Genomic DNA, 15,593 nt, shown 5'->3' with positions numbered 1-15,593 from the left:
GTTACCTGTACCTGGCGGATTGCCGGCCGTTGCAACACACAAAGGTGTGTCCAGGCTTATGCCTTTCCTGATTGCCCTTTCCGGTTTACCCGGCGTCGGCAAGTCGACGATAGCAAAGGATCTGAGCGGGCGGCTGCCCGCATTTCTTTTGCGTGTGGATGCGGTTGAAGCTGCCCTCAAACGCAGTGTCTTGAACATTCATCCGGCTGAAGACGCGGGTTACCTCGCCCTTGCTGCTATCGCTGCCGGAAACCTGGAACTTGGTCACAACGTCGTTGCCGATACGGTCAACCCGGTTGCCGAATCCAGGCAATTGTGGAGGGAGACCGCTCAATCAACCGGCGCGACACTGCTCAATGTCGAGATTGTCTGCTCGGATGAGCGCGAACACCGCAAGCGCGTTGAAAGCAGGGAAACCGAGATTGACGGACTGACCCTGCCCCGGTGGTCTGAGGTACGAAGTCATGAATACGAACCGTGGACGGAACCATGTCTCCAGCTGGATAGTTCCAGCCTGAGCGTGGGCCAATCGGTTGATACGATAACGAAGGCTTTGACAGCACTGCGGCAGAATGGCTGACATGGTCCGAAAAGGCGGCTGAACCATAGCAAGTGCTTGACTTTCGCGCTGCGATGAGTAGTTTGCGCGCTGATTTCAGACATTGGGGCAGATTCATCGCCAGCCATCTGGCCGCAAGAACTCTTTGCCCGACAACAGAGAACAGGATCCAAGGCCATGGCCAAGGCGACAACAATCAAGATCAAGCTCCTCTCCACGGCTGACACCGGCTTCTTCTATGTCACCAAGAAGAACTCCCGTACGATGACCGAGAAGATGGTCAAAAAGAAATACGACCCGGTTGCCAAGAAGCACGTCGAGTTCAAGGAAACCAAGATCAAGTAAGATCTGGTTCCTGATTATTTTTAAAGAACCCGCCGGAAACGGCGGGTTTTTTCATGCGTGGCCGAATGTGATTTTGAAATTTTGTCGGCGCAGGCCAGCGTCGTGAAACCTGTTTCCACAAATGATTATTGTGCGGACGCAGAGGCACGACGACGCAGCTTCAGCATTGCTGCTGGTGCTGCTTCTTGATTTTCGGTTGAAAGATTAGTGGTCGGCGGGAACACGGCATTCGAGGAGGCCACTCATCGGCCGGTTCCCTGCCGACCTGCCCCACGGACCCAGGAGATGCGGCGGACCTGAGCACTCCGAGGGGAAACTGTATTGCCCGTTTTGACGCTACGGCATTCTTTACCACGTCATTGAGGCGATCAGGAAAAACACTAATCTGCGGTCACACTACCTGAATGTTGCCTGATTGCAATATTTTCCGCAAAATATGCACAGAAACAATGCCGTTTTAGTAAATCCGTAACCTTAATATGAAGAGCGCGTGAACGCGAGGTTTTGCGATTCGCAGGAATTGGTTGCACGCAGCCATGCCAAACAACCGTGAAACCTTGCAGAAATCTTTATCCGCCGCAGTTCTACCGGCGGCGGCCCGTTACGCTTCGCCGAGATATGCCCGAACTGTTTCCAGGAATTTCGCTACGGAGATCGGCTTGGATATGTAAGCTTCGCACCCGCCCTGCCGGATACGCTCCTCATCGCCCTTCATCGCGAAAGCGGTCACGGCGATAACCGGGATGGAAGCGATATCCTCGTCTTCCTTGATCCATTTCGTGACTTCCAACCCCGACACTTCCGGCAGCTGAATATCCATCAGGATCAGATCGGGATGATGCTCACGGGCCAACTGCAAGGCTTCGATGCCGGTCCGGGTCTGCAATGTATTATAGCCGTGCGCTTCGAGCAGATCATGAAACAGCTTCATGTTCAGCTCGTTGTCTTCGACGATCAACACGGATTTTGCCATATGTCCGGCCCTTTACCCGGCCTCTTGCCGGTCCCATTTTATCTTCGCAGCACATTTTAGTCCGCGGTAGAACCCTTCCCCGGTCCGCATTAAATTTCTTCTAACCCGGAATCGTTTCAGAAAGGCAAAAAAACACAATGAAAAATATACAGAGCAAGTCATTGTCCGTTGAAGAAGCACAAGGAATTGCTACTGAAGCTCTTCTCCAGCTCAGTCGTGACCCGGAACAGATCGGCAGGTTTCTTGCTTTTTCTGGAATTGGACCGGAAATGATTCGAGAAGCGGCGGGAGAACCGGGGTTTCTTGCCGGTGTGCTCGAGTTCTACATGATGGATGAAGCGCTGCTGCTTGCCTTTTGTGAAAATGCCGGGATACGGCCAACGATGATGGCCGCTGCACGCTACGCAATTGCCGGCGGAGACGAAGACCATGCCTGAACCGACGCAGGTGCTGCCCGAGGTTCTTGCGCAGATCCAGGCACTGCCGTTTTCGAACCGGCCTTTGATCATCTGCGATGTAGATGAAGTGATTTTGCATCTGATCGCTCATCTGGAAGACTATCTTCACGCTCGCGACCTGGCTTTCCTGAAGTACGAGTACAGGCTGACTGGCAATATTGGTCGGCGGGACAACGGTGAACCTCTGTCGTCCGACGACGTTCGCAGACTGCTTCTGGAGTTCTTCGACGAGGTCAGCCATCGTCAGGACATGGTCCCCGGTGCAGGCGATGCGCTCAATGCACTTGCACAGCAATGGGACGTTATCCTGCTGACCAATCTGCCCGGAGGTCACAACAAGCCAGTGCGGGAAAAGCTGCTCACCGGGCTCGGTATCACCTTTCCGTTGCTGACGAATTCCGGTCCCAAAGGTGGTGCGGTTGCAGCTCTGTCTCGTGGACGTCCGGAGCCGGTTGTCTTCATTGACGACAGTCCGACCAACCATACCTCCGTGAACGCGACCCTGCCGTCTGCTGTCCAGATACAGTTCATCGCAGACGCCAGATTTCTGCAGACCACTGAAAAGGCAGGTTACATCGATCTGTTGAGCAGCGATTGGCAGGAGACGGCCGCCTTTATCGGAGCTATTCTGCAGGGCTCGAACCGAAACCAGCAGAGCGGCTGATTGCCCATCCGCACCGCAGCCGATTGCCAACGCCGTGTCCCAACCCGTTCCGCCCTTACGTGCCCTTTGCCGAGACTGCGGTGCACGCCTCGCCCCGTCCGCAGCCAGGTGCACCCGCTGCGGGAGCCCGAGGCTGGTCAAGCATCCGGAACTCGACACGCTGGCCATTGCCCACATTGATTGCGACGCCTTTTATGCCTCGATCGAAAAACGCGACAATCCGGAGCTGCAGGACCAGCCGGTAATCGTTGGCGGAGGTCAGCGCGGGGTGGTTTCCACATGCTGCTACATCGCCCGCATTTACGGTGTGCGGTCCGCAATGCCCATGTTCAAGGCGCTTGAGGCTTGCCCGCAAGCGATCGTGATCAAGCCTGACATGGCCAAATACGCGAGTGTCGGCAAGGAGATCCGTGAACGCATGCGTGCGCTCACGCCCCTGGTGGAGCCTTTGTCCATCGACGAAGCCTTTCTTGATCTGACGGGCACCGAACGCCTGCACAAGAAGTCTCCGGCGGAAACACTCGCCGGCTTCATACGCGACATGGAAGCCGATATCGGCATATCGGCGTCTGTCGGCCTTGCCCCCAACAAGTTTCTGGCAAAACTTGCGTCCGATCTCGAAAAGCCGCGTGGTTTCTCCGTCATCGGCGCGGCGGAAGCTGAAGACGTGCTGGCGGCCATGCCTGTGGGCCGTATCTGGGGTGTCGGCAAGGTGTTCCAGCAGAAACTGGAGAGGGACGGCATTCGGACAATCGGACAGCTGCAGGAAATGGAAGCGACGGATCTCGCCCGCCGATACGGCACCATCGGCCTGCGTCTGGCCCGCCTTTCGCATGGAGACGACAGCCGTGAAGTCACTCCTGAACGGGGTGCAAAAAGCGTTTCTGCGGAAACCACCTTCTTCACCGACATCTCGAGTTTCGATACCCTGCGTCCCATTCTCAGAAACCTGGCCGAGAAAGTGTCTGCGAGGCTCAAGACGGCGGAACTCTCAGGACGCGGAGTGACCTTGAAACTGAAAACCGCCGACTTCAAGACGATCACCCGCGCCAGGCATTTTTCCGATCCGACCCAATTGGCCGACAAGATCTACGCCGCGGGTGAAAATCTTCTTCAGATCGAAGCCGATGGCCGACGTTTCCGGCTTATCGGCATCGGGGTCAGCGATCTGGAAAATGCGGACCGAGCCGATCCGAGAGACCTGCTCGACCAGTCGGCCGAACGACGGAAGAATGCGGAACTGGCCGTGGATCGCCTTCGGGACAAGTTCGGAACGTCAGCTGTCGAACTCGGCCTCACGCACGCAGCACGCGCGGCGAAGGAAGCCAAGAAGCAGGGTGACAAGTAGTCCGCCTGTCACCCGATTATTTCAAGAAGCGGTCTTGCCCGGTTACTGCTGCGGGCACTCGGTCTCATCGTAAAGCTCCAGCGATGCCATCTTGCCTTGGATGGTGAAATCGCCGTAGTCGAGCTTCAGGTGTCCGCTGATGCCGTTTTCATACAGCCAGAATGACAGCTGATAGACTGGCAGAAGTTCTCCACTTGCGTCTTCGGCACTCGGGTCGAAGTAGGCGACGGTAACGGGCCAGTAGCCCTTGCCGGACAGCGGTGCATCCACGTGGTCAGCATCGGTTTTTGCGTCGTTGACGGCTTTGGCACCGATCACCGTCGTCGTGGCATAAACCTTTTCTCCGGTTTCGGCGCCGTCATAGATGTCGGCTGCAACAAAATGGATGCCCGCCTCGGCCGACTTCATGATGGTCAGAAGATGCTCCGTCGGAAACAGCACTTCCCGGCCAATCTCCAGCGATTTTTCCGAAGGTTCCTTCAGTTCGACAGTACGTGCTTTCTTTCCGCTCCGTGCCGTTCCACGGGTCGCTTCGACCAGTTTCTGATCGACAAAGGTCTTGGAGAGGAACTGGTAGCTCTCGGCGCGTGGCTCTTCGAAGGAAGTCGTCTGCAGATCAGTGATCTGTGAACCACCGTCGGTATTCTGGAACTCGGTGACAAAGCGGAAGTTTACGCTGTAGCCCTCGCAGGCGCTTCCGGAGAAATCGTAGACCATGCGTCCGTTGAGGCCCGCGATCCCGGCTTGCTCCTCGCTGTCTCCCAGGTTCATGTCGTAAACGGCGCGATGGGGCACGAGTTTAAAGCCGACAGTGCCGCTCGCATCGGCGTCGGTCACGCCAGACACCGCAAAAGCTGCGGCGGCCAAAACGATCGCACCAACGGTCGAGGACACTGACTTCGGAACGCATTGCATCAAAAAAACCTCATTCTCGTCCTGGTGGAAACGCCACCTGGACCGGTTCCACACATTATGCGGCAAACTGCACATTCCGCCACCGCGAATGTGCAGCCATGCCCCAAGCCCCGCTGGCCTGTTATTTCACAAATCGTCCTTCTCAAGTGGTGACCGTGGCAATCGAAACCAAGCTCCTCCACAGTTTCCTTTTACCGTACACACCCCATTTTGACCTTGTCACCTGTGACGAATTACGCCAAGACACGCCGAAAGCTCTCAAACTTGGAGACCCCCATGAGCAGCGCGATCGAAGCCCGGCTGAACGAACTTGGCATCACCCTTCCGGAAGCGGCGGCACCTGCGGCCAACTATGTGCCTTTCCTGCAGACCGGCAATCAGCTGTTCGTTTCCGGCCAGTTGCCGATGGCAGGCGGCAAGCTTCAGATCTCCGGCAAGCTGGGTGACGGTCTGGGCATCGACGAAGGCAAGGCCGCTGCCAAGCTGTGCGCCATCAACCTGCTTGCCCAGGCTAAGGCTGCCACCGGAAATCTCGACAAGGTTGCCCGACTGGTGAAGATCGTCGGCTTCGTGAACTCCACGGCCGAATTCGTCGACCAGCCGCAGGTCATCAACGGCGCTTCCGACTTCCTGGTAGAGGCGATGGGCGAAAAGGGCCGCCATGCGCGCTCCGCCGTCAGCGCCGCGTCCCTGCCCTTCGGTGCTGCTGTCGAGATCGAAGCGATTTTCGAAATCGAAGACTGACTGATTGCGGGGAGCCTGGCCTCCCCCACTCTCTTCCCGAAGCCACACCGGCCGGTGAGGCATTTTCCTTCCTGACGAGCCCCCCGCCATGACACCGGAACTCGAAGCCATCTTCGCCCGCCCGATCGCCCATCGGGGTTATCACGATGCCGACAACGGCGTCATCGAGAATACGCCTACCGCAATTCAGCATGCGATCGACAAGAATTTCGCGATCGAGGTGGATGTTCAGGAAACGGCAGACGGCGAAGCTCTGGTGTTTCATGACTACACGCTGGAGCGCCTTGCGGAGGGAACCGGCAGGGTTATCGATCTGGCCGCATCCGAGCTCACCAGCATTCACATGAAGACCGGCACAGACAAGCTCTGGCTCCTGAAGGACCTGTTCGATCTTGTCGACGGCCGCGTCCCGCTGGTGGTCGAGATCAAGTCGTTGATGCGCCGTGATGCGCAAATGGACTTTGTCCGGCACGTGACGGACCAGGTGGCGGGCTATAAGGGCCCTGCATGCATCAAGTCATTCGATCCGGACATGTTGTCCATAGCAAAGGCACGCAACGCCTCGGTGCTGCGCGGTATCGTCGCCGACGGCGCCGAGCCCGGTCCTGACTATGCCCGCTACAGCCGTGTCGACCGGTTCATCCTGCGCCACATCCTGCATGCACCGCGCACGCGCCCGCATTTCATTTCCTACGGTGTCAAGGACCTGCCAAAGGCCGGACCCAGTCTGCTGCGCTCTGTGTTCAAGGTGCCACTGATGTCCTGGACGGTGAGGACCACCGAACAACGTGAAAAGGCCGATCGCTACGCAGACCAGATCGTTTTCGAGGGCTTTGACCCGGACAGGAGCGCAGCCCGTTCCCTGTAGAAATAACCATTACACGACATCAACCTCTTGCACTGCAAAATGCCAGCGCTACATCAAGAGTATGGTTTCAATCTTTGGTTTCTTCTGACGCATGACCTCCTCCCGGTCCACGGACGGCAACTCCCCGGCTACAGATGACGGCGGACAGACAGCGACCTTGCGAATCCTGTCTTCCTTGAAGGATGTCACTGCCTCCAACTGGGATCAGGTGGCCAATCCAGGCTGGCAGCTTTCCGGACGGGGGCTCTTGAAGAAAGACCCGAAATGCGAGGCGCTGGCAGAGCTTTCCGGGGCACTTGGCGGCAGTTCCGAATTTGCCGGTGAGGACATCGATTTCAACCCGTTTCTGTCCCACGCTTTTCTGGAGGCTCTGGAGGCTTCCGGATGTGCAACGGAAGCGACAGGCTGGCTGCCCAGACACATGGTGCTGGAAGATAGCGGCGGCGAGGTCCTCGGTGCCGTGCCGGCTTATCTCAAGAGCCATTCGCAAGGCGAATATGTGTTCGACCACGGTTGGGCCGACGCCTTCTACCGTGCAGGCGGTGACTATTATCCGAAACTTCAGATCAGCGTGCCCTTCACGCCGGCAACCGGACGCCGGTTTCTGACAGGTGCCGGTGTCAACCGTGAAGCGGGCCTGCAAGCGCTTGCCGCCGGTCTGGTACAGGTGTGTCAGCGTTCCGGGGCTTCATCCGTGCATGCCACTTTCCTGACCAAACCGGAATGGGACAGTCTGGGTGAACTAGGATATCTGCAACGGACCGATCAGCAGTTTCACTGGGAAAACCACGGTTACGACAATTTCGACGGCTTTCTGGCAGATCTGGCGTCGCGCAAGCGCAAGGCCGTCAAGAAAGAGCGGCGCGAAGCCCTGAGCGCAGAGGGCATTGAGGTGGAATGGGTTACCGGGTCCGATCTGACCGAGGCCCATTGGGACGCCTTCTACAAATTCTACATGGACACGGGTTCACGGAAGTGGGGCCGCCCCTATCTGAACAGAAAATTCTATTCGCTGATCAATGAGAGGCTGGCTGACCGCACCTTGCTGGTTCTTGCCAAACGGCACGGCCAATACATTGCCGGTGCCCTCAACTTCATCGGCTCGCACACCTTGTTCGGGCGCCATTGGGGCTGCACCGAGCACCATCCGTTCCTGCATTTCGAGCTCTGCTACTACCAGGCGATCGACTTTGCCATCGCCAACAAGTTGAAGCGCGTTGAAGCCGGCGCTCAAGGCGCCCACAAGCTGGCGCGCGGCTATCTGCCGACCACAACCTATTCCGCCCACTGGATCGCCCATGAAGGGCTACATCAGGCTGTCGCCGATTTTCTGGAACACGAACGCCTTGCCGTCGAACGCGAGAACGAGGCGCTGGCCGAACACGCACCATTCCGCAAGATCGACCAAGAGACCTGAACCTTGGTGTGCACTTAGCAATCAAGCCGCATTTCGTATTGTTGCAGCAGCTCTTCCGCACCTGACAGGCGCAGGAATGCGTTGGCGCTTTGCGCAGCGGTGTCGACGTTGACAAACCGTAGTTCGGATCCGCCCAGGGCCTCCATCAGCCCCTGCAACAAGGCTCGGCCAATGCCTTGGCGACGATGGTTCTTGTGAACGGCGATCTGCGCGACCGCGCCATCGGCAAAACTCGCCCCCCACCCCAGAATTTCATCGTCCTGACGAACAGCCAGAAGATGGATATCCGGGCTCAAACCACGAAGCCCGGCAATACTGTTCTGGGGGGTCGGCAAGGTATCGAAATAGGGACCGGTATCATCAGGAAGATCGTTCAAGCCGATCCGCTCGAGCACCCACTCTCCGACCTGCGCCTTGCTGTTCACGAGCCGAAAGACACCAAGTGTCCTTTCGCGGCGAAAGCCAAAGGCTTCATAAGCAGAAACCGCCTTTTCGTTTGTCGTGATGACCTCAAGCTGCAGGCCTTTCGCACCGACCTCAAGCTGCTTTTCGAGGACCGCTGCAAGGAGCTTTCTCGACAAGCCTTTGCGACGATGCGCAGGACTGGTCCCGACGGACAACGTATAGGCCCTGTCGCCATAACTGGAGTTCGGCAAGCTCGAAAACCAGAAGGCTGCAATCTCTTCCTCTGCCATAGCAACGAAGGAATGCTCTGCCGAAAACCCGCGCTGGCGCTGAAACTCACGGAAATCCTTCTCGCTCAGATGCAGTGGCGTGACGTAATCCGAGAAAGCAGTGTTCAAGGCCTCGCACAGCTGGTCAGCACCAAACGAGCGGCAATCGACAATCTGGTAGGACATGGAAGTTTCCGAATAATGCGGGAGGTCCGCAAGGAACCTCCGGTCCCTGTTCCAGGAGCCCGGAGCAATGTGCAACGCCGGTCGTTCATGACCGGCGCCATCACGATTTCTGTCATGAAGGTGAGGTCAGTCGTAGGCGTCCACGACGTCGTACATCACCGGTTCGAAACTCTTGCACAATGAACTGATACGCCGGTTCCGCTCACGCATTTCCGGTGAACGCAACATGGCCAGGAAATCCTCCCGTCGGCGCCATTGCGAATAATTGGCGATACGGGTTTGAGCATCGTTGACATGCAACCCGGCACCAATGAAGCCCGGCTGATGGCTAATGAAATTCTCGTAGGCGTCCTTCAGTTCGTCCAGAAGGTCGTAGCATGTGCCCGGTGTCATTTCGAAAGTGGTAATGACGGTCTGGCAATCGCGGTCGCTTGAAATTTCAGGCATGGGGCTCTCCTCCTCCGCCGGTACCTCCGAGGCTGGCACGTTTTTAGCGGACCGGCAATATGGGGAGGATTACGTGGCACGGGGTACCATCCATTCTGCTTTACGGCTTTACGCTTCCAATTACCTTTGTGAGCCTCTTTCAGGCCGGCTCGACACCCTCAACTTTCATGCTGTTCACCGCCTGGAGCGCAAGTGACAGCAGGTTTTCGAAATGGGTGGTTCGGGAAGACCCGCATCGCCAGACGAGGTACATCGTCCGGCGCATCGGCAAGCCCTCGATCTTCTTCAAAAGAAGATCCGGCTCCTTTCCGAACTCGGACGCAATGTAAGCGGCGGGAAAGAGTGCCAGTCCCATGCCGATCGAAGCCATCTGGCGCAAGGCATCAAGGCTTGTGCCTTCATAGTCCTGCCGGAAGTCCGCCCCCGCGGCATGTGCCAACGCCTGAACATCGTTGTGGAGGCGAAACCCCTGACCGAGTGCAAGCAGCTTCTCGCCGCGCAACATATCCACCGGGATCACTTCGACTCCAGCCAAGGGGTGCGACTTCGGCACGGCAAGTGACACGCTTTCCCGGCACAGCACCTGTGCCGTCCACTGATCCGATGACGCAAAATCCGGTGTCAGAATGCAGTCGAGCGCACCGGACATCAGTCCCTCTTCCAGGAGATTGGGCCTGTCTTCGCGGATGTAGAGCTCAAGAAGCGGAAATTCACGTTTCAGGATTGGCAAAAGGTAGGGCATGAAATACGGCCCGAATGTGGGCGAGACCCCAAGGCGGATCAGACCGCCGAGATTGGATTGCCCTGCCTGGGCGACAGTCACGATTTCGTCGAGATTCTCGAGGGTACGCCGTGCAAGCGGCAGCAGGCGCTCACCGGAGGCCGTCAGGCTGATCCCCCCACTGCCGCGCTCCAGCAAGGTGCAGCCAAGTTGCTCTTCAAGCAGCTTGAATTGCGCTGAAAGCGTCGGCTGCGAGACGTGGCAGCGAGAGGCAGCCCTGCCGAAGTGCAAGGTTTCTGCAAGTGCAACGAAATACTCCAGCTGCCGTGACGATGGCCGAAACCGCATGTCGCCTCCCTGAATGATAGAAAATTTCTATCAATTCAATTGAAACAATGTATTTCATCTATTCCCTCCTCGTATCCATATCAAGGGTGTCGAAGACACAGCCCACGAAAGAGGAGCAGGCGATGTACAACAGACTGAAGTCGCTGCGCAGCCAGCACAACACCCTGGATTCCCTGATCCGCAGAGAGGAAATGCACCCTTATCCGGATACGCAGCACATACGGTCGTTGAAGAAATTCAAGCTTCGGTTACGGGATGAGATTACCCGGATCGAGACCAATCTGAGCTCCTCTCAGCTGGTCTATTGACCGACAACACAACGCCAATCGGGAGGTTTTGAATGAATCCGTTCCTGCCATTCTTTTCACCCTTTGCGGCCCTGCAGCGCACGCCTTCCAGACAGTCCCGCCTGAAGGATATCGATGCTCGCATGGCTTCGTTCCTGCGCGAGAAACAGACGTCGGGCGCCGCCTGCCCCAAGGTGCTCGACAACGTCAAGACCGCAAGGAGCACAGTCCAGCGCGAGATGGTCTCGGCACGTTAGAACCACGTCCCGAAAAGAGGACGGGTTCCCGGCCCCAACCGGATTTCCGCCATCCGGACCACGCTGACCATCCAGCTGGACATCCCGCCCGCAGGCCTCGCGGGCGGGTTTTCTTTTTCGTTGCCTTACCGTAAGCCGCGCTTTCTAATTCAGCTCGAAACACTGTTTCGGCAACGGTTCAGGGAAACCCGCATGACCTCATCGCCCTACTACTCTCCAAGCGGCGGTCACCCGCCACAAACCCAGCTGCTGACCGACCGGGCCGTCTTCACGGAGGCTTATGCCGTCATCCCGAAGGGAACGATGCGTGACATCGTCACCAGTTATCTGCCGTTCTGGGAAAAGACCCGGCTTTGGGTGCTGTCACGCCCTCTCTCCGGATTTGCAGAGACCTTCTCCCAATACATCATGGAAGTGCAGCCGGGCGGCGGCAGCAAGAACCCGGAGCAGGACGCCGATGCAGAAACCGTTCTCTTCGTGGTGCAAGGAAAACTGACACTGACAATCGAGGGGACTGTGCACGTACTGGAAGACGGTGGATACGCCTATCTACCGGCCGGTTGTGCCTGGACGGTCGAAAATTCGGCCGATGCTCCAGTCCGGTTTCACTGGATCCGGAAAGCCTATGAAGCAGTCGAGGGACTGGCTGCCCCGGATGCATTCGTAACGAACGAAAAACAGATCAAGCCGACCGAAATGCCGGGGACGGACGGCAAGTGGGCAACCACCCGTTTCGTCGCGCCGGAAGACCTGCGTCATGACATGCATGTGACCATCGTCACCTTCGAACCGGGTGCCGTTATCCCGTTTGCCGAAACCCATGTGATGGAGCACGGGCTTTACGTGCTGGAGGGCAAAGCCGTCTACAGGCTCAATCAGGACTGGGTCGAGGTTGAAGCCGGTGACTACATGTGGCTGCGCGCCTTCTGCCCGCAAGCCTGTTATGCCGGCGGGCCAGGCAAGTTCCGCTATCTGCTCTACAAGGATGTCAACCGGCACATGAAACTCAGTCGCGGCTGAAAGGCAGACTGAGAAAATGAGTCCGGATACGTCGACAAGATATTGATATCACGAGACTAGATGGCTCTGGAGGCCATAGCGGAAACGGGAACGGCATTTCCGTGTTTCCTGCACTCCCTGGCGTAACGGGTTGGGTCCCCTGATCTAGCCATCGGGGCCGGTGTTGGTTGGCGTTGGGATGTCATTTGAGAGAAAGACAAAAGGCGGCTCGAAGGCCGCCTTTCAAGTTCGTGAGTGACTGCGTCCAGGGTTACTTGGCCGGAACGGCATCCGCCGGAACTGACGGTTCCGCCTTCGTCTTGTCTTTCTTCGGCGGGCGAACCCGGAAGAACAGGGCATAGAGCACGGGTGCGGCAATCAGGGTCAGCACGGTGGCAAACGCCAGACCGCCCATGATCGTCACTGCCATGCCCCGGAAGAAGGCATCCGACAGGAGCGGTGCCATGCCGAGGATGGTAGTGATCGCCGCCAGCATCACTGGCCGCATACGCGAGACGCTTGCGTCGACGATTGCCTGGTACTTGTCCCTGCCCTCGCCAATCAGAAGATCGATCTCTTCCAGAAGCACGATGGCATTCTTGATCAGCATGCCGGAAAGGGACAGGAAGCCGAGCAGCGACATGAAGCCGAAGGCTGTGTCCGTGGCCAGCAAGGCAATGGCAACACCATTGATCGACATGGGCACCATCAGCCAGATGATCAGCGGCTGCCGCACGGAGCCGAACAGCAGGATCGAGATGATCAGCATGACCAGGAAACCGAGCGGCAACTGCGCACCCAGAGATTCCTGCGCATCATTGGTGCTTTCATATTCACCGCCCCACTCCAGCGCATAGCCCGGCGGCAGCTCGATGGCCTCGATTTGGGGACGGACCCTTGCAAGAGCAGCAGTCGCGGTTTCGCCCGCAGTCGTCTCAGCCTTCACCGTAAGCGTGCGCACGCGATCACGGCGATGGATGAGCGTATCCTGAGGCTCCATCACGAATTCCCGCACAACCTGCTCGATCGGCACATAGCGGCGTTCATTGCTGCTCAGAACCAGGGAGTCCGACACGCTCTCGTTGACGGAGATGCCGTTCTGTTCGGCCTTGCGGGCGACAATCGGAATGCTCTCGTCGACATCTCGATAGGAGCCGACACGAATGCCTTCAGTCGAAAACTGCAGGGCGACCGACAGCTCCTCGCGGGTCACGCCGGAAATTCGGGCGCGGTCTTCATCGAAGATCGGCCGCACGACAAGTTCGCGCTGGCGCCAGTTTGTGTTGACGTCTGCAAGCTTGTTGTCAGGCATCGCGAAGATCGCCTGCGCCTCGTTGCCGAGCCGCTTGAGCTCATCGGCATCCGGACCGGAGAACCGAGCCTCGATCTTGGCACCGCCACCGGGACCAAACACCAGGCGCTTGGTGATGATCTGAGCAGACGGGAAACGTTCGGCGAACTGCTCCCTCAACTCAAGCGCCAGCATGTCGATCTCTTCACGATCATGCGTCCGGATGATCATGTGGCCATAGGCCGGGTTGGCGTCTTCCGGTGCGTAGGTCAGCATGAAACGCGTTGCACCACCGCCCGCAAAGCTTGTGACGGTTGCGACCCGCTCATCCGAAAGGACGATTTTCTCCATCTCCTTCAGGTCCGCCTCAGTCGACCGGATATCGGTTCCCTGGGGTGACCAGTAATGGACATAGAAGATCGGTGTGTTGCTGTCCGGAAAGAAGGCCTGCTTCACGTTGCCGAAGGCCATGACACAGATAACCGTGATCCCGACAAGTGCGGCAACGGTCAGCAGCCGGACATGCAGGGAACCGATCAGAATCCCGCGATAGGCCTTGTAGAGAAGGCCCTTGTAAGGGTCATGATCGTCCAGATTGCCGGTGGCGGTTCTGAAGAAGTACTTGCCGAACAGCGGGGTCACAGTGATCGCGAAGACCCACGACAACAGCAGCGATATCCCGATCACGGCAAACAACGAGAACAGAAACTCACCGGTAGCATCCGGCGACAGGCCGATGCCGGAAAATGCCATGATGCCGATGACGGTTGCCCCCAGCAGGGGCCACATGGTCTGAGCGACGACGCGGCTGGCTGCCTCAATCGCCTTCTGGCCACGCTGCATGTTGATCATCATGCCTTCCGCCACCACGATGGCGTTGTCCACCAGCATGCCCATGGCAATGATAAGCGCACCGAGCGAGATGCGCTCCATCTCGATAGCGAAGATGCGCATGAACAGAACGGTCGCCATCACGGTCAACAGAAGCACAGTGCCGACCACGATTGCCGCGCGCCACCCCATGAACAGCGCCAGAACACCGATCACGATCACGACGGAGGCCGCAAGGTTCATGATGAAGCCGTTTACGGATTCATCGACCACGATATTCTGCTCGTAGATGGGATGGATCTGCATGCCGACCGGCAATTGCGCTTCGACGGCGGCAAGCTTCTCGATCACCCGTTCGCCGACTTCGACAATATTGGTGCCATCGACCTGGGACACGCCGATCGTCACTGCCGCATGGCCATCGTGGCGTATCAACCTGTCCGGCTTTTCCGGCTCGCCCAACTCCAGCGTCGCGATGTCGGACAGGCGGATCATTGCCGTCGACCCTGCCCTGCCGATGACGAGATCCTGAATGCCGCGGAAGTCGTCAAAGGCGGAAGCCGTCATGAGGCGAATGCGTTTGTCACCTGAAACACCCGACCCGTTGGTCTGGATACGGTTTTCCGCATCCAGCACACCGATCACATCGGTGAAGGTGATGCCGAGCCCGGCCATCTTGTCCTGATTGACATTCAGGTAGATGACATCCTGCGGTTCGCCGGCAACTTCCACCTTGCCGACCCCGGGAACCGTCAAGAGTTCGCGTCGGATACGCTTGACCGTGTCGCGAATGTCCCGGTTGGTATAACCGTCAGCAGTGAAGGCGTAGAAAAGGCCATAAACATCGCCGAAATCGTCATAGACCAGCGGCGTTCCCGCCCCTGTCGGCAGGTTCCGGACCTCGTCATTGACCTTGCGCCGCAATTCGTCCCAGACCTGAGGCAATTCCTCGCCGTCGTAGGTTGGCTTGATTTCGACGCTGATGCGCGACAAGCCGGGCTCCGACACGGATGTGATCAGATCCAGTTGCGGCATCTGCTGGATTGCCGTTTCAAGGTTTTCGGTAATTTCGTTTTCGACTTCAGCCGCAGTTGCGCCTGGATAGCTGGTGATCACCTGAGCCTGCTTGATGGTGAACGCAGGATCTTCCAGCCGCCCCACGGTAGACAGGCCCCAGAGCCCGCCCAGAAGCGACATGATCACGATCATCCAGGTGTTGACCGGCTTTTGAATGGAGTAGCGTGCAATATCCAAGGTTTCT

17 protein-coding genes are annotated in these 15,593 nt (G+C 57.7%); 11 read left to right on the top strand and 6 right to left on the bottom strand.

Annotated features, from left to right (window positions below; all coding sequences use genetic code 11):
- Positions 1 to 58: 58 nt before the first annotated feature.
- A complete protein-coding gene (locus tag ACYQ6M_RS11795; protein ID WP_460073949.1) occupies positions 59 to 580 on the top strand; it encodes an AAA family ATPase in 522 nt (173 codons plus the stop codon).
- Between the two features lie 156 nt (positions 581 to 736).
- Positions 737 to 904: a 50S ribosomal protein L33 gene (gene rpmG / locus ACYQ6M_RS11790; protein ID WP_023004047.1), complete on the top strand. Its 168-nt coding sequence runs from the start codon at positions 737 to 739 to the stop codon at positions 902 to 904.
- Positions 905 to 1,505: 601 nt separating this feature from the next.
- On the opposite strand, the gene ACYQ6M_RS11785 is transcribed toward rpmG, so the two are convergent.
- Positions 1,506 to 1,877, bottom strand: coding sequence for a response regulator (locus ACYQ6M_RS11785; protein WP_006934912.1), 372 nt, complete (start codon positions 1,875 to 1,877; stop codon positions 1,506 to 1,508).
- 137 nt (positions 1,878 to 2,014) lie between these two features.
- Between ACYQ6M_RS11785 and ACYQ6M_RS11780 the strand changes: the two genes are divergently transcribed.
- Genes ACYQ6M_RS11780 through ACYQ6M_RS11770 form a run of 3 tightly spaced genes read left to right on the top strand, consistent with a single transcriptional unit; the run spans position 2,015 to position 4,347 of the window.
- Positions 2,015 to 2,314 (top strand): DUF3572 domain-containing protein, encoded by a 300-nt coding sequence (locus tag ACYQ6M_RS11780; RefSeq protein WP_023004046.1) that lies wholly within the window; start codon positions 2,015 to 2,017, stop codon positions 2,312 to 2,314.
- On the top strand, positions 2,307 to 2,999 hold the full coding sequence (locus ACYQ6M_RS11775) for an HAD family hydrolase (RefSeq protein WP_023004045.1): 693 nt from the start codon (positions 2,307 to 2,309) through the stop codon (positions 2,997 to 2,999). Before ACYQ6M_RS11780 ends, ACYQ6M_RS11775 begins: the two co-directional genes overlap by 8 nt.
- A gap of 34 nt (positions 3,000 to 3,033) precedes the next feature.
- Positions 3,034 to 4,347, top strand: coding sequence for a DNA polymerase IV (locus ACYQ6M_RS11770; RefSeq protein ID WP_460073944.1), 1,314 nt, complete (start codon positions 3,034 to 3,036; stop codon positions 4,345 to 4,347).
- A gap of 42 nt (positions 4,348 to 4,389) precedes the next feature.
- On the opposite strand, the gene ACYQ6M_RS11765 is transcribed toward ACYQ6M_RS11770, so the two are convergent.
- On the bottom strand, positions 4,390 to 5,262 hold the full coding sequence (locus ACYQ6M_RS11765; RefSeq protein ID WP_460073941.1) for a cell envelope integrity EipB family protein: 873 nt from the start codon (positions 5,260 to 5,262) through the stop codon (positions 4,390 to 4,392).
- A gap of 276 nt (positions 5,263 to 5,538) precedes the next feature.
- On the opposite strand from ACYQ6M_RS11765, the gene ACYQ6M_RS11760 reads away from it, so the two are divergent.
- The 3 genes from ACYQ6M_RS11760 to ACYQ6M_RS11750 all read left to right on the top strand — a co-directional run bounded on the left by ACYQ6M_RS11760 (position 5,539) and on the right by ACYQ6M_RS11750 (position 8,291).
- Positions 5,539 to 6,006: a RidA family protein gene (locus tag ACYQ6M_RS11760; RefSeq protein WP_023004042.1), complete on the top strand. Its 468-nt coding sequence runs from the start codon at positions 5,539 to 5,541 to the stop codon at positions 6,004 to 6,006.
- An 88-nt stretch (positions 6,007 to 6,094) separates the two neighbouring features.
- Positions 6,095 to 6,874, top strand: a complete 780-nt coding sequence (locus tag ACYQ6M_RS11755) for a glycerophosphodiester phosphodiesterase family protein (protein ID WP_023004041.1) — start codon at positions 6,095 to 6,097, stop codon at positions 6,872 to 6,874.
- A 91-nt stretch (positions 6,875 to 6,965) separates the two neighbouring features.
- A complete protein-coding gene (locus tag ACYQ6M_RS11750) occupies positions 6,966 to 8,291 on the top strand; it encodes a GNAT family N-acetyltransferase (protein ID WP_023004040.1) in 1,326 nt (441 codons plus the stop codon).
- Between the two features lie 14 nt (positions 8,292 to 8,305).
- On the opposite strand, the gene ACYQ6M_RS11745 is transcribed toward ACYQ6M_RS11750, so the two are convergent.
- The 3 genes from ACYQ6M_RS11745 to ACYQ6M_RS11735 all read right to left on the bottom strand — a co-directional run bounded on the left by ACYQ6M_RS11745 (position 8,306) and on the right by ACYQ6M_RS11735 (position 10,667).
- Positions 8,306 to 9,151, bottom strand: a complete 846-nt coding sequence (locus tag ACYQ6M_RS11745; protein WP_460073937.1) for a GNAT family N-acetyltransferase — start codon at positions 9,149 to 9,151, stop codon at positions 8,306 to 8,308.
- A gap of 126 nt (positions 9,152 to 9,277) precedes the next feature.
- Positions 9,278 to 9,598 carry an antibiotic biosynthesis monooxygenase family protein gene (locus tag ACYQ6M_RS11740; protein ID WP_055653719.1) on the bottom strand — a complete coding sequence of 107 codons (321 nt, stop codon included), beginning with the start codon at positions 9,596 to 9,598 and terminating at the stop codon, positions 9,278 to 9,280.
- A 139-nt stretch (positions 9,599 to 9,737) separates the two neighbouring features.
- Positions 9,738 to 10,667 (bottom strand): LysR substrate-binding domain-containing protein, encoded by a 930-nt coding sequence (locus ACYQ6M_RS11735; RefSeq protein ID WP_460073934.1) that lies wholly within the window; start codon positions 10,665 to 10,667, stop codon positions 9,738 to 9,740.
- Positions 10,668 to 10,789: 122 nt separating this feature from the next.
- Between ACYQ6M_RS11735 and ACYQ6M_RS11730 the strand changes: the two genes are divergently transcribed.
- The 3 genes from ACYQ6M_RS11730 (at position 10,790) to ACYQ6M_RS11720 (ending at position 12,231) form a co-directional block, all read left to right on the top strand.
- A complete protein-coding gene (locus ACYQ6M_RS11730) occupies positions 10,790 to 10,975 on the top strand; it encodes a YdcH family protein (protein ID WP_031270751.1) in 186 nt (61 codons plus the stop codon).
- A 32-nt stretch (positions 10,976 to 11,007) separates the two neighbouring features.
- Positions 11,008 to 11,211, top strand: coding sequence for a hypothetical protein (locus tag ACYQ6M_RS11725; RefSeq protein ID WP_055653717.1), 204 nt, complete (start codon positions 11,008 to 11,010; stop codon positions 11,209 to 11,211).
- Between the two features lie 192 nt (positions 11,212 to 11,403).
- A complete protein-coding gene (locus ACYQ6M_RS11720) occupies positions 11,404 to 12,231 on the top strand; it encodes a bifunctional allantoicase/(S)-ureidoglycine aminohydrolase (protein ID WP_460073931.1) in 828 nt (275 codons plus the stop codon).
- Between the two features lie 250 nt (positions 12,232 to 12,481).
- Here ACYQ6M_RS11720 and ACYQ6M_RS11715 read toward each other — a convergent pair whose 3' ends face one another.
- Positions 12,482 to 15,586: an efflux RND transporter permease subunit gene (locus ACYQ6M_RS11715; protein ID WP_460073929.1), complete on the bottom strand. Its 3,105-nt coding sequence runs from the start codon at positions 15,584 to 15,586 to the stop codon at positions 12,482 to 12,484.
- Between the last annotated feature and the right edge of the window lie 7 nt (positions 15,587 to 15,593).

It is taken from the genome of Roseibium sp. ROS1 (assembly GCF_054658215.1).
The sequence above is the reverse complement of the archived record's forward strand: the minus strand, read 5'-3'. Positions and strand labels throughout refer to the sequence as shown.

Coding starts and splice junctions, on each gene's coding strand:
- ACYQ6M_RS11785 (WP_006934912.1), bottom strand. CDS start 1,877: ATGGCAAAATCCGTGTTGATCGTCGAAGACAACGAGCTGAACATGAAG.
- ACYQ6M_RS11730 (WP_031270751.1), top strand. CDS start 10,790: ATGTACAACAGACTGAAGTCGCTGCGCAGCCAGCACAACACCCTGGAT.
- rpmG (WP_023004047.1), top strand. CDS start 737: ATGGCCAAGGCGACAACAATCAAGATCAAGCTCCTCTCCACGGCTGAC.
- ACYQ6M_RS11750 (WP_023004040.1), top strand. CDS start 6,966: ATGACCTCCTCCCGGTCCACGGACGGCAACTCCCCGGCTACAGATGAC.
- ACYQ6M_RS11745 (WP_460073937.1), bottom strand. CDS start 9,151: ATGTCCTACCAGATTGTCGATTGCCGCTCGTTTGGTGCTGACCAGCTG.
- ACYQ6M_RS11755 (WP_023004041.1), top strand. CDS start 6,095: ATGACACCGGAACTCGAAGCCATCTTCGCCCGCCCGATCGCCCATCGG.
- ACYQ6M_RS11720 (WP_460073931.1), top strand. CDS start 11,404: ATGACCTCATCGCCCTACTACTCTCCAAGCGGCGGTCACCCGCCACAA.
- ACYQ6M_RS11735 (WP_460073934.1), bottom strand. CDS start 10,667: ATGCGGTTTCGGCCATCGTCACGGCAGCTGGAGTATTTCGTTGCACTT.
- ACYQ6M_RS11740 (WP_055653719.1), bottom strand. CDS start 9,598: ATGCCTGAAATTTCAAGCGACCGCGATTGCCAGACCGTCATTACCACT.
- ACYQ6M_RS11795 (WP_460073949.1), top strand. CDS start 59: ATGCCTTTCCTGATTGCCCTTTCCGGTTTACCCGGCGTCGGCAAGTCG.
- ACYQ6M_RS11765 (WP_460073941.1), bottom strand. CDS start 5,262: ATGCAATGCGTTCCGAAGTCAGTGTCCTCGACCGTTGGTGCGATCGTT.
- ACYQ6M_RS11780 (WP_023004046.1), top strand. CDS start 2,015: ATGAAAAATATACAGAGCAAGTCATTGTCCGTTGAAGAAGCACAAGGA.
- ACYQ6M_RS11760 (WP_023004042.1), top strand. CDS start 5,539: ATGAGCAGCGCGATCGAAGCCCGGCTGAACGAACTTGGCATCACCCTT.
- ACYQ6M_RS11725 (WP_055653717.1), top strand. CDS start 11,008: ATGAATCCGTTCCTGCCATTCTTTTCACCCTTTGCGGCCCTGCAGCGC.
- ACYQ6M_RS11775 (WP_023004045.1), top strand. CDS start 2,307: ATGCCTGAACCGACGCAGGTGCTGCCCGAGGTTCTTGCGCAGATCCAG.